We start from the raw sequence: 12,770 nt of genomic DNA, 5'->3' as shown, positions 1-12,770 counted from the left end.
ATCTCACTCCTTGCCCTCCAAGTCTTTGTTATGTAATTAACATACTATAAAAGCATAGAGAAAGGATGTTGCAGACGCAACATCCTCCTAGAATTTTCCATATTTATATATTACCTTAGCAGCCGGAAGGTATTCTTTTCATAGTCGATAAGGCCTGCCTCTTTCATATTGGCGAGTTCCCGGGTCATGGCGCTTCTGTCGGCGCATAGATACTCCGCCAGTTCGATTCTTCCAAGCGGGATTTCAAAATATTTGCTTCCGTTTTTCTGCGCCTGCAAAGACAGGTAAGTAAGGATCTTATCACGCAGCGTTTTTTTGGAGGTCACCTCTACTTTCTCCATCAGCTGCCAATTCTTATCCGCGATCAGCGTCACCATATTCTCGATCAGACGATGGTGGAAAATACAGGACAAGTTGCAGGAATGGAGCACCTTTCGAAATGGCAGGTATAGAACATTCGTATCCTCCGCCGCCAAAAATGTCACGGCGGAATCCGGCCGGCTTCCACAGGCGAAAGTTTCCCCAAACACCTCATTTTGGCGCATGATTGCTAGAATCGTCTTACTTCCCCACAGGTCCTCCTTAATCATGTGTACCTTGCCGGACAGAAGAATCCCCACATACTTTACGGGCTCGTTCGCAAGCGCTATGATGGCCCCCTTCTTGTACTGCTTAACCTTGCCTCCAATGCAGGTCAGCATGGGTTCCATCTCTTCTTCCTTAATTCCTTTAAAAAGCGGCATTTTCTTAAATTCTTCTATGTATTCCTTCATATTTCCACCTCGAAACCGATGTCCTTTTTTAACCACTAATATACATCTTAACAAATCCGTCTCTCCAAATCAATTCATCCTGCAGGAATCTTGCGATTTGCCTGCCAGTTTGAATTGATTCTTAAATAGGGTATGGACCGCACAAGACTGTGCAGTCCATACCCTATTTTTGATACATTTCCACTATGATTTATGTCTCGGTTTTACGTTTTTACTCTTCGTTATAGGCATATTCCAGGAGGTTCTTGATTACATCTTCCGTTACCTGCCCGTCAAATGCGTAGGCCAGGGGATCATGCTCTACCACCGGCAAGGCTTCCATAATCTGTTCCTTGGCAAATCCCTGTTCCTTAAGAGACGGAATCCCCACTTCTTTTACAAAGTTCCTGACCGCCTCTGCTGCCTTCCTTCCAATCTCTTCTGGATCGTCGGAAACAATCTCTGCCCCCATGAGATTTCCCAGCTGCTTCATCTTCTCCGGATAGTACAATGCCTGAAGACGGATTACTGCCGGAGTCAGGATGGCGCAGCATACGCCGTGCGGAATATGGTGGAGGTGTCCCAGCGCGTGAGCACAAGCATGTCCGATATGCACTCCCGACTCATTGAACGCGATTCCTGCCAGATTGCTGGCAAAAGACAGATTCTCTCTCGCCTCTTTGTTGCTGCCGTCGGCCACCGCTACAGGCAGCCACTCCTTGACGATGCGGATTACCTCGTAAGCCAGCAGATCAGAATGCGGCGTATTCTTCTTCTCGGCAAGTGCCTCGTTTGCATGGGACAGTGCGTCAAGTCCGGTAAATGCCGTCACATATGGCGGTACGGTCATGGTCAGTTCCGGGTCTACAATGGCGCAGTCGGCAGAGCATGGAAGCCCGATCTTGGCATCCAGCCTGCTGGATGTCACGACAGCCACAAAGGTGCTCTCCGATCCTGTCCCTGCTGTCGTTGGGACCAGCATCAGAGGCAGCGGATGATTCTCATACTGTTTCTCCCCCGCAAGATAAGAGATGATATCATCCAGGATTCCGATTCCATTTGCAGCCGTAGCAGCGATCGCCTTTGCCGTGTCCAGCACGCTTCCGCCTCCGATGCCGATGATTCCGTCTACCTGATTGTCCGTGACTATTTTGACTGCTTCCTCCACCGTCTCATCCGGGCAGTCGGTCTGCACGCCGCTCCACTGTGTCACCTTTACGTTGTCTCCATCAAGGATTTTTGCTGCCCTGGCGTCAAGGCCTGTCTTTTTCACGCCGTCATCGCAGACCAGAAGGATGTGGGGCACGCCCAGTTCTTTTGCCTTCTTGCCGGCCTCTTCGATCGTGCCGCTCCCGAATAATACGGGAGCGATCTGTTTATATTCGCCTTCTTTTAACATGGCATCCACCTCTTTTCCTAGCCTTCATATGCATCCGTCAGGATATCCGTCACATCTTGTTCCGTAACCTCCCCTCCGAATGCCATGCACAGAGGATCTCCATAGAACATCGGCTTGGCAGCCAGTACCTGATCTTTGGAAAGCCCCAGTTCTTTGAAGGTCTTTACGCCGATGGAAGCCGCGAACTTACGGACTGCGTCTGCTGCCTGGGTTCCGATTACTTCCGGGTCATCCGACGTAATCTTGGCTCCCATGATATTTCCTAACTTCTTCATCTTCTCCGGATAGGTCTTTGCCGCAAACTTGATGATGGCTGGCGTCATATTCGCGCAGCATACGCCGTGCGGTATGTGATATAGATGTCCCAGCGCATGAGCCGCGGAATGACCGATATGGACTCCTGATTCATTGAAAGAGATTCCTGCGATGTTGCTGGCGAACGCAAGCCTGTCTCTCGCTTCCATATCCGTTCCATCTTCCACAGCCAGAGGCAGGTTCTCCTTGATCAGCCGGATCGCCTCATAAGCCAGCAAGTCTGAATGCGGCGTATTCGTCTGTTCCGTCAGTGACTCGTTAGCGTGGGAAAGCGCGTCCATTCCAGTAAATGCCGTAATATATGAAGGAACCGTCTTTGTCAGTTCTGAATCCACGATGCCATAGGCAGGAGGAACCGGTAGCCCGATCTTGCAGTCCAGCTTCTCGGAAGTGACAACAGCGACAAATGTGCTTTCAGAGCCTGTACCTGCCGTTGTAGGTATCTCGATCACAGGCAGCGGCTGATTCGCGTAATTCTTCTGTCCGCTCAGATATAAGACGATGTCATCCAGCACCTGAACGTCATTGGGGATTACCGCGGATACTGCTTTGGCTGTATCCAGCACGCTTCCTCCTCCTACGCCGACGACTCCGTCCACGGATCCATTCCTTCCAATAGCCGCAGCGGCCTTTACCGTATCTTCCGGACAGTCCGTCTGAGCCTCTGCCCACACGATAACCTGGATTCCCGCTCCTAAAAGGGCCTTTTTTACCGTTTCCACAGCCCCTGCCGCAAGGACTCCCTCATCGCTGACCAGCAGGACCTTCTTGCATCCAAGATTTCCCACTGCCTCTCCTGCCTGGCCTGCACATCCATTTCCAAATAATATTGGTGCTAATTGCGTATATGTTCCTGATTTTAACATCTTGCTTCCTCCTCTTAATCTAATTCTGCCGCTGCCAGATACCCGGTACGGATCGCATTCTCGATTCTTCCTGCTTTCAGGGCGTCTCCTAAGAATTCCACTTTCTCGAATTCCTTCTCAATCTCTTCTTTTAACTCCGTATTGGATGCTGTTCCAAGAGAAACTACCACTGCGTCGAATTCGTAACTCTCCTGCTCTTTGGTGTCTGTCGTCTCAAATACCGCTTTTGTGCCGTCTAGTTCCACCAGTCGGTGCTTCGGATATAACATTGTACCATAAGAATTGACGCGTCCCAATACATCAATCAGGTTCTGGAAGAAGATACCAGGCCCTATGTCGTCGGCCATCTCGAATACGGATACTTTATTTCCCTGCTCGCACAGCAGTTCTGCAGTCTCTATGCCCGTCATGCCGGAGCCAACCACGCACACGTTCTTATCTTTCAGCGTTACGCTGCCATTTAGGATCTCAACAGGCGTATAAACCTGCTCGCCGTCAATGCCTTTGATCGAGCGGGGCATGATCGGCTTAGATCCTTGGGATACGAACACGGCATAAGGCTCTAATGCCTTCAGTTCTTCCATGGTGGGCGCCGTATTCAGGCGTACCTCCACGCCCAGTTTCTCTAGCTGGTGCTTCTGGTACTCTACCAGCCATCCTGTCTTTTCCTTCTTAGGAGGCTTGGAAGCCAGCACGATCTGACCGCCTGCCTGTTCCTGCTTTTCAAACACTACCGGATTAAATCCACGCATTGCAAGGACTCTGGCTGCTTCCATTCCTGCCGGGCCTGCTCCGATGACCGCCACCGTTCTTCCATTGCCGTCCTTCTTAAGCGTGTCGTCATTATACTGTGATTCCCGGCATCCCTGGAAGTTGATTGCACAGCCCATAGGAACCGGACTTAAGTCCGCCGCCATCAAAGTCTCCATACAGTACAGGCAGGAGATGCATTTGCGGATCTCCTTTTCTCTTCCTTCCCTGGCCTTGACCGCCCAGTCAGGGTCCGCAAAGAAGGTGCGGGCAGAACCGATAAAATCACACTTCTCTTCTTCGAGAACCTGCTCGGCATACTGAGGCTCCCGGATGACGGACGCACCGATCACAGGGATCTGTACCGCCTTCTTGACTGCTTCCGGCCCTTCCATCTTCCAGCCCTGGTCGAAACCTACCGGCTCCCAGGCCACATTCATGGTCTCGTAGATTCCAGCGCTTACATCCAACGCGTCTACGCCCTTTGCTTCCAGATGTTTTGCGATCTCCACGCCGTCCTGAAGATGAAGCCCGCACTCTGGATGTCCCGCATAATCCATATGCTCATCCACGGAATAACGCACAATAATCGGGTAGTCTTCGCCGCATTCCTTCCGGATGCCATCGATAATCTCATCCAGGAACCGCATCCGGTTCTCAAAATTCCCGCCGTACTCATCTGTCCTTAAGTTGGTATAAGGACTTAAGAACTGGCCGATCAGATAGCCATGGGCGCCGTGCAGCTCTACGGCATCTACTCCTGCTTCTTTCAGACGCTTCGCGCCGGATATGAAGAAGCCAGCCAGCTCTTTAATCTCGTCTGTCGTCATCTCATGGGTTGGCTGGTGCACGCACTGGCACTCCGTCTGGCTGGCAGACTTCATGCTCTCTACTCCATTCATTTCCGCAATGCCCTGGCGTCCCGGATGATAGATCTGCACCGCGATGCAAGAGCCATACTTATGTACTTCATCTGCAAGCTGCTTAAGTCCTGGAATATATTTGTCATCATCAACGGACATTTGTCTTAAATTACCTTTTCCTGTTGCAAAATCAACACATGCGCATTCCGTGATCACCAGGCCTACGCCGCCTTTTGCCCTGGCGCCGTAAAAAGCGATGTCTGCCTCTGATACGGTACCGTCTTCATTTGCGATATGATTGCCCATGGCAGTCATGACAATTCTGTTTGGCACCTCCATGGAGCCAATCTTCTTGGCTGAAAATAGTTTCTTATACATGTTGTCATCTCCTAACTTTCTTAATATTATCTGGCATCCGCCTTATTTGCCTTGATTCCCCATCCCAGCATGATCACCGTCAGGACTGCAGCCAGCACCCCTGCTAAGATGAATGCTACAAAGTTGACATTCGATCCATCGCTGAACATTCCTGTCAGCGGATTCACGATGTAAGCGCATACGCACTGTCCAAAGTTCTGCGCACAGGTAACCAGTGAGATTGCCATGCCTACAGAGAACGCGTCTACCGTCTGCCCCGTATAGATCATAACGCCCGGTACGATTACGGATACTGCCATTCCAAGGATCAGGCTGCCAATGTGGCACAGGATCATGCTTCCTGCAAATGCCATGATGAAATAGGATACTGCCAGCATCAGGCATCCGATCGCAACGGAACATTTTCCAGAAGCCTTAACCAGCTTACTGTACAGCAGTCCCATGATCACGCCGCCGATAGCGAAGAATGCCAGCCCCAGGCCAGAGTCCGCTGCTGTCCCAAGTCCCCGCTCTTCTACCAGAAATGACAGGAAGATGGAGTACACCTGAATTGATACAAAGATGCCAAACATAAAGAGCACCCACAGCCAGGTAGCCTTCGTCAGATGTACGGAATGCTTTTCTTTCGCGTCATTCTCCTTCACCGTGACTTTCTGCATTGGCAGAATGAATAAGGTAGCGATCAGCGTCAGGATCGCCAGGATATGTACATAGAATACATAGTTCCACTGGATATCTGCCAGCCATCCCCCTGCGAATACCATGACAGCCACGCCGCCCATCTGGGATGCCTGCAAGGTTCCCTGAACCTTCTGCTGCTCTTCGCCCTGGAAATTATCTGCTACCAGAGCCGTGCTCACAACCTGGGATATGCCCACGCCTACACCCAGAATCGCCCGCATTACTAAGATCAGGGCAAATGACGATGTGATGAATGCTGGCACGATGCCGCCCACTAAGAAGCATGCCGCCCCCACAACCGCGATGATCTTCTTTGGAACAGTCTCCATCAGTTTGCCGACAATGATTGTCGTCGGTATGATTGCAAAACATGGGATCGAAATAAGATTCTGGATCATCGTCTGGGACGCATCCGGGAAATTCGCTCCTATGGTCGCCAATGCGCTGGTGATTCCGATAACCCCCATCATCAGAAGCGCTATGGCATAAATACTAATCTTGATTCTGCCTTTCATTTTGTTGTCCATTTTTTTCTCCTTCCTTAATTCCTCTTTGGGATTCACTATGCTTATATCCTAATGCATTTTTATTGTTAAATCATTATCAAGGATTTTGAAAATAAAATAGTTTTTTTGTGAATGATGAAAAATGCTTTTGCAAAATTGAACAAAAAAACTGGCTATATTTTCAATAAAATGAAATTCTCAAATTCTTCCATTGTCTTTTTATTGTCAAATCAGTATAATGAAGGTTAGTCTAAGGAAGGAGGCTTTACCAATGTCATTATCGCTGAAGGAACTGGTACGACAGCTGGAGCATTATTCGCCGGAAGTGATTCTGGACTGTAATTATCCGATTTCAACCGTCCGGTTCTTTAATAAAGAAGAGATATCTACCGAGCCGGGCATACTTTTAATCGGAAATGCCAAAGATCTGCCTGAGATTCCGCCGGTAGGACAGATCTCATTCCTGGTTGCAGGAACTTCCATTCCGGATTCCTATATGCGGCCGGAAGCAGGCTGCACCCTGGTGTCCGTCTCCGGGACTGCAGACACATTTTCCCTGTGCAACACAGTATGGAAACTGCTGGAGGAGGAGATCCGTACCTCCAAAAGCATATTGAAACTGCTGAAAGTGAAGAAAAGCAAGACGACCCTGCAGGAACTGCTGGACCTGGGATATGAGATCCTTGGCAATCCGCTTCTTCTTGTGGATGTCTCGCTCTGCTTTATCGCCCATGCAGGAGGCAATACCCCTACCCAGGAGCCTTTGTGGGAATGGACGCTGAGCAAGGGATATGTAACCGACCAGTATATCGAGCAGATCCACATGGATATGATGGAAGACCTAAGCGGCGGCTCCAAGGCAGATTTCGTGTGGGAAAAAGGAATCCTGAACCATGATCAACTGGTATACAAGATTAAAGATAACGGAAAGCCAGTCGCCTATTTAAAGGTGCTGGCCCTTAATAAGCCTATATCGGATTCGGATCTGGAGATTGTGGAGGCGTTAGGAAACAGCATCCTTTACTTTCTGCTGGAATCCACCAACACCTACACCCCAAGTTCTCCACTGGCGGAGTCGTTCCTGATCGCCCTGCTGAATGAAAAATTATATGACAAGGACGCCATCGAAGAACGCATCCACCAATTCAACATCAAGCTTTATGACTACATCTCCGTCATTGTCGTAGAACTTACAAAAGAATACATGCAGGACATTAATAAGATCTATGTATTAAAGCGGGTGCTCCAGAACTTTCTGGCAAGGAATACCATCGTATACTATAAAGGATTCCTGGTAGCCATCTTCGATACAAAGACGGATTCCGTCTTCACAGAATCCGACTTCCAGCAGTTCAATGTCCTTCTGGAAAAACAGAACTGCCGGGCCGGCATCAGCTATTCCAGCAAGAACCTGTATTCTCTTCCCGAACAGTTCTCGCAGGCCGTAGCCGCGCTCAATACAGCCTGGAAGCTGCATCGCAAAGAGCGCGTCATTCGCTACTGCGACTATCTTCTGCCGCATATCTTCTTAAACTACGCGGACCGTGGCTCTTTGGATTATCTGATCCATCCGGCCCTCAAGGATATCCTGAAGCTGGATACGGACAAGCAGAAGCTTTTCCTGGAGACCATCCGGGGCTATATTGAAAACGGAACAGAAATGTCCGTGGCTGCCAAGAAAATGTATCTGAACTACAATACGCTAAAGTACCGCGTCAACCGGATCGTGGAGATGACCGGCCTGGATTTTGGCGATTCCCAGACCATCTTCCAGCTTCATCTTTCCTTTATGATCCTGGACATGAAGAATCAGATGATAACCAGCGAAGAGGCGGATTCCTGACATAAAAATATCCTGCGGCATGCCCTAAGGGCAATCTGCCGCAGGATATTATATTTCTTGCTCTATCCGATTCCTCCAAAGAAGATTCCAAGCACGTACACCACCAGGGTAATCCCTACGAATACATACTTCGTCACCGGCTCGAACCATGTTCCGAGAGGCTTTTTCGCCCCGGTCTCCACCTGCTCTCTCGCGAATCCCTTCGGACATACCCAGTAGAAGATGATTCCCGCCAAAAGCGCGCCAAGCGGAATGATGTAGATCGATACCGCATCCATCCACGCGCCTACAGAGTCCCCGCTCTCAATGAAGACTCCCACTCCCGCGGATACCGCCGCGACAATGCCCACCGCCGCCTTCCGGGACAGTTTGAATTGCTGCTGCAATGCTTCGATAGGCGTCTCGAACAGGTTCATCAGCGAAGTCAGCGCCGCAAAAAGCACCGCTACGAAGAAGATTACGGCAAACACCTCGCCAAATGGCATCTGCTGGAACACTGCCGGAAGAGAAATAAACATCAGCGGAGGACCGCTGGCAACGTCCAGTCCGAATGCAAAGACTGCCGGTATCACCACCACGCCCGCCAGAAGCGCGGCACAAGTGTCAAAGAAGGCCACGTTCTTCGCGCAGCTGACGACGTCCACATCTTTCTTTAAGTAACTTCCATATACAATCGTGCCGGATCCTGCCAGCGACAGGGAGAAGAAGGCCTGTCCCAGGGCATATACCCAGGTCTTGATATCCCCCAGCTGCTCCCATTTGGGTACGAACATATAGCGGTAGCCTTCCGCCGCTCCCGGCAAAGTTGCCACGCGAATCAGAAGGATGATGAAGAACAAGAAGAATACGGGCATCATAACCTTGTTCATCTTCTCGATCCCTTTCGTTACTCCTAAGGCCATGACCAGGAAGGTAAGCGCCAGGCCCAGCATCTGCCATCCTACGCTTCCAAAGTCCACCGCCAGCCCTCCAAAATAGGCCCCCATATCTTCGATCTTCGTCAGGCTTCCGGTAACCGCGCTGCTTAGATACTTTAAAAACCATCCCACCACGACAGAATACCCGATGGCAATGCCAAGGGATCCAATCACCGGTATCATCCCGATGGCCTTCCCCCACTTCTTTCCCTTTTCTCCAAACCGCATCCCCATCGCATTGGAAAAGGCCCCCAAAGGCCCTGTCTTCATGCTCCTGCCAAACGCCATCTCCCCGATCACGCCGGAAAATCCCAGCAGGATTACAAATATAAAATACGGGATTAAGAATGCCGCACCGCCGAATTTGCCGGTACGATAAGGAAACATCCAGATGTTTCCCATGCCTACCGCAGATCCGATGCAGGCCACGATAAATCCCAGCCTGGTGCGAAACTCATCTCTCCCTTTTTCATTCCCTCTCGACATCGTCTCTTTCTCCAATCGTTTTGTTCTATTCTACCAAATTTGCGTTCATATGGCTATATTAATTAAAAAAAATCCCTGTACAGATGCCAGTGCTCCTGTACAAGGATTATTATCTATTTCATTCCATGCTCTGCAAGATATCGGGCAGTTGCCCTGGCATCCTGCCCCGGCTCGCTGCTATTGGCGTCACATTCTACGGCCAGCTCGATCTTTCTTTTACATCCTTTTAGCAGCTTCAGGATAGGGCCAAAATCAATCTCGCCCTGATCCAGCGCGCAGAATACTCCATTTTCATTAACTCCTTTCAAATGGAAATACTTAATCCTCTCCAGATATTTTTCCGTAATCTGATAAGGATTCCCTCCTCCCAGAAATACATGGCCACAATCCGGACAGAGCCAGACGCCGGTGTGTTCCATGACCCTATCAAGCTGCCCGGGACTTTCTACCAGCGAGCCCATATGCGGATGGAAGCTTGTGGTCAGTCCGATGTCTTCTGCCCTCCTGGAGATCTCATCCAGCGCCTTCCCTAGCTTCCTATAATCCGACTCTTGTATTCCATCCTGCCGGATTGCCCCGCCTCCAAGAACAAGGTGCCTGACTCCTAGTTTCTGCGCAATCCGGGCCGTGCGCATGATCTTTCCGTATTCTTCCTCCAGAATCTCGTCGTAGATAAAATTGGCGGCACTATACACTGCCCGGAACCCCAGCCGGTATTGCTCCAGCAATTCTTTCAGACTATCAATCTTCTCCTCATAGGCCAGCAGATTGCCGTCAAACATCTCAATGCTTTCAAACCCGGCTTCTGCAATCTCTTTTATGGCCGTCTTATCTTCGCCTGTCGCTATATAATAGGCATAGTTTACATTATTTGCCCCACAGCAGTGCGCCGCGACCATTCCCCATGCATTCGTACTATAGGTAACATCCATCCTTTTATCCCTCCTTGCCATCAAGCAGGCGTTCCATATGTTCCGCTATATCCACGCAGTCGCCCAGGATCGCCTGGTCGCACATGGCAAATATAGGGGCCGCCGGGTCGCTGTTTACCGCCACCACGTATTTCGCATTTCGAAGCCCGATGGTATGCTGCAACGCGCCGGATACGCCAAATCCAATATACAATTCTGGCGCAATGGTTTTTCCGGTCTGCCCCACCTGAATATCGAACGGGGCCCAGCCTTCATCCACAACCTTGCGGGTCGCGCCGATAGCTGCCCCCATCTTGACTGCCAGACGCTCTATCTTCTTAAAATTCTCGGCACTGCCCACGCCATAGCCTGCCACGATCACCATATCGGATTCTGCTACGTTCTTATAGGACTTCGGATTTTCCTCCAACGAAGTCCGGCAGGTTCTTTTACTGCCCGGATCTATCGCAATATGCTCTTCTTTGATCACAGCCATTTTCTGATTCACTTCTGTCTCTGCCGCAAACACATTCGGCCTTACGGAAGCCATCTGAGGACGGCATCCCGGACTGATGATCGATGCCATGATATTGCCGCCGTAGGTTGGCCTGATCTGTATCAGATTTCCTTCCTGATCCACATCAAATCCCGTACAGTCAGCGGTAAGCCCAGTTTGAAGCCTGGCAGAAACCCGCGGTGCCAGGTCCCTTCCCGTCTCCGTGGCAGGTATCAGCAGAACTGACGGGCGGTACCTTTGGCAGATTCTAGTAACAATATCCGCATACAGGTCCGTATTATACTCTTTAAGCATCTGGTCTTTTACCAGAATGATCTCATCGCATCCCGCACGCCCCGCTCTCTCCTCTATATCCTCGGGCATCTGGCTGCACAAAAGCAGAGTTTTTTGCTTTTCCCCCAACTTGTCAGCAATACGCCGTCCCTCAGCAATTAATTCCAGTGTGACTTTCTGCACCTTTCCGCTTAGCGGCTCCAGCTCCGCCAGCACGAATATATCATGATAGGTACCGATATCCTCCGCCTTAAGGCTCTCCTCATCTTTTCTTATCGCGCCTGCCGGACATTCATTCGAGCAGGCATTGCACCCCAGGCAGCTGTCCGATACCACAGGCACGCCTTCTTCCATCTTTAACGCTCCAAAAGGACATTTTCTGATACAGATGCCGCATCCGGTACATCTCTCTTTTTCTATCCTGATCATTGTCATTACTCCTTTCCCCGCATACTTAGACTACGTTTCTCTCCACTTCCGGAAGGCTCAGTATCTTATACGCCAAGGACTCTGAAGACCCTCTTATCAATTCTACCTTTTCTTTTGACTCTATGCCTCCGTTAATAATACTCTGAATTCTTTCTCTCGCCGGCAGCCTGTCATCTATTGCCACATAGCATTTCTGCCTGGCATCTGCCATCTGAATCTTTACCACGCGGGTAGGGGAGCCTGTACTTCCTGCACGTCCTGGATCCAGTCCCTTGATTTCCCTTGCGCTTATAACTTTCGGATTTCGGCTGCATGGGTGCGCGGCTCTCGGAGCCGCAATCTGCTTCATGACGCATGCGAGAATCTTCCCCTTTGCTTCATGGTACTCCAGATATCTGCCCACGCTTCTTGCGATATTCCACTGCTCATCTTCCCATTCTACTCCACTTACATATGTAAATTGAGGAATGCCAAGATTCTCCGCAATCACCGGGCCCACCTGTCCGGTACAGCCGTCAATCGCCTCCGCTCCGCATAGGATCAGGTCGTAATCGAGGCCGCTTATGTACTGTGCCAGGATATACCCGGTTGCCAGAGTGTCCGAACCCGCAAATACTCTGTCGCTCAGAAGGATGGCTTCATCCGCCCCCATATCCAGCGCCTGCTGCAATGCCTCCCGCGCCTGTCCCGGCCCCATGGAAACTACCGTGATCCTTCCTCCATAACGTTCTTTCAGGCGAAGAGCCAGCTCCACTCCTGATTCGTCGAAAGGGTTCATAATAGAAGGAACCCCTTCTCTGACCAGATTGTTCGTCTTGCTGTCGATCCTCACTTCATTCGTATCAGGAACCTGTTTGATACATGCTACAATGTTCATCCCACAT

10 protein-coding genes are annotated in these 12,770 nt (G+C 50.2%); 1 reads left to right on the top strand and 9 read right to left on the bottom strand.

Features of this window, described 5'->3' with window-relative positions; genetic code table 11:
- Positions 1-110: 110 nt before the first annotated feature.
- From K0036_RS01895 to K0036_RS01875, 5 genes are all read right to left on the bottom strand, one after another.
- A complete protein-coding gene (locus K0036_RS01895) occupies positions 111-773 on the bottom strand; it encodes a Crp/Fnr family transcriptional regulator (protein ID WP_220430591.1) in 663 nt (220 codons plus the stop codon).
- Positions 774-984: 211 nt separating this feature from the next.
- Positions 985-2,151, bottom strand: a complete 1,167-nt coding sequence (locus tag K0036_RS01890) for an iron-containing alcohol dehydrogenase (protein WP_220430590.1) — start codon at positions 2,149-2,151, stop codon at positions 985-987.
- Positions 2,152-2,168: 17 nt separating this feature from the next.
- Complete coding sequence (locus K0036_RS01885) at positions 2,169-3,332, bottom strand: iron-containing alcohol dehydrogenase (protein ID WP_220430589.1); 1,164 nt, start codon at positions 3,330-3,332, stop codon at positions 2,169-2,171.
- 14 nt (positions 3,333-3,346) lie between these two features.
- On the bottom strand, positions 3,347-5,323 hold the full coding sequence (locus K0036_RS01880) for an FAD-dependent oxidoreductase (RefSeq protein WP_220430588.1): 1,977 nt from the start codon (positions 5,321-5,323) through the stop codon (positions 3,347-3,349).
- Positions 5,324-5,349: 26 nt separating this feature from the next.
- Positions 5,350-6,531: an MFS transporter gene (locus K0036_RS01875; protein WP_025645739.1), complete on the bottom strand. Its 1,182-nt coding sequence runs from the start codon at positions 6,529-6,531 to the stop codon at positions 5,350-5,352.
- Positions 6,532-6,781: 250 nt separating this feature from the next.
- Here K0036_RS01875 and K0036_RS01870 point away from each other — a divergent pair, with 250 nt between their 5' ends.
- A complete protein-coding gene (locus K0036_RS01870) occupies positions 6,782-8,353 on the top strand; it encodes a PucR family transcriptional regulator (protein WP_025645741.1) in 1,572 nt (523 codons plus the stop codon).
- Positions 8,354-8,415: 62 nt separating this feature from the next.
- Here the strand turns inward: K0036_RS01870 and K0036_RS01865 are convergent, their stop codons facing one another.
- The 4 genes from K0036_RS01865 to K0036_RS01850 all read right to left on the bottom strand — a co-directional run bounded on the left by K0036_RS01865 (position 8,416) and on the right by K0036_RS01850 (position 12,763).
- On the bottom strand, positions 8,416-9,756 hold the full coding sequence (locus tag K0036_RS01865; RefSeq protein WP_173694217.1) for a sodium-dependent transporter: 1,341 nt from the start codon (positions 9,754-9,756) through the stop codon (positions 8,416-8,418).
- Positions 9,757-9,869: 113 nt separating this feature from the next.
- On the bottom strand, positions 9,870-10,688 hold the full coding sequence (locus K0036_RS01860; protein ID WP_220430587.1) for a sugar phosphate isomerase/epimerase family protein: 819 nt from the start codon (positions 10,686-10,688) through the stop codon (positions 9,870-9,872).
- 4 nt (positions 10,689-10,692) lie between these two features.
- Positions 10,693-11,886, bottom strand: coding sequence for an electron transfer flavoprotein subunit alpha/FixB family protein (locus K0036_RS01855; protein WP_220430586.1), 1,194 nt, complete (start codon positions 11,884-11,886; stop codon positions 10,693-10,695).
- Positions 11,887-11,911: 25 nt separating this feature from the next.
- Positions 11,912-12,763: an electron transfer flavoprotein subunit beta/FixA family protein gene (locus tag K0036_RS01850; RefSeq protein WP_220430585.1), complete on the bottom strand. Its 852-nt coding sequence runs from the start codon at positions 12,761-12,763 to the stop codon at positions 11,912-11,914.
- Positions 12,764-12,770: the final 7 nt, after the last annotated feature.

This window comes from [Clostridium] scindens (assembly GCF_019597925.1).
In the GTDB taxonomy this organism is placed as follows: domain Bacteria; phylum Bacillota; class Clostridia; order Lachnospirales; family Lachnospiraceae; genus Clostridium_AP.
Note: the sequence above shows the minus strand (reverse complement) of the source record. Positions and strands in the feature narration are given on the sequence as shown.

What these genes read in the sequence shown, in the direction of transcription:
- K0036_RS01895 (WP_220430591.1), bottom strand. Translation starts at nt 773, where the DNA reads ATGAAGGAATACATAGAAGAATTTAAGAAAATGCCGCTTTTTAAAGGA.
- K0036_RS01890 (WP_220430590.1), bottom strand. Translation starts at nt 2,151, where the DNA reads ATGTTAAAAGAAGGCGAATATAAACAGATCGCTCCCGTATTATTCGGG.
- K0036_RS01885 (WP_220430589.1), bottom strand. Translation starts at nt 3,332, where the DNA reads ATGTTAAAATCAGGAACATATACGCAATTAGCACCAATATTATTTGGA.
- K0036_RS01880 (WP_220430588.1), bottom strand. Translation starts at nt 5,323, where the DNA reads ATGTATAAGAAACTATTTTCAGCCAAGAAGATTGGCTCCATGGAGGTG.
- K0036_RS01875 (WP_025645739.1), bottom strand. Translation starts at nt 6,531, where the DNA reads ATGGACAACAAAATGAAAGGCAGAATCAAGATTAGTATTTATGCCATA.
- K0036_RS01870 (WP_025645741.1), top strand. Translation starts at nt 6,782, where the DNA reads ATGTCATTATCGCTGAAGGAACTGGTACGACAGCTGGAGCATTATTCG.
- K0036_RS01865 (WP_173694217.1), bottom strand. Translation starts at nt 9,756, where the DNA reads ATGTCGAGAGGGAATGAAAAAGGGAGAGATGAGTTTCGCACCAGGCTG.
- K0036_RS01860 (WP_220430587.1), bottom strand. Translation starts at nt 10,688, where the DNA reads ATGGATGTTACCTATAGTACGAATGCATGGGGAATGGTCGCGGCGCAC.
- K0036_RS01855 (WP_220430586.1), bottom strand. Translation starts at nt 11,886, where the DNA reads ATGATCAGGATAGAAAAAGAGAGATGTACCGGATGCGGCATCTGTATC.
- K0036_RS01850 (WP_220430585.1), bottom strand. Translation starts at nt 12,763, where the DNA reads ATGAACATTGTAGCATGTATCAAACAGGTTCCTGATACGAATGAAGTG.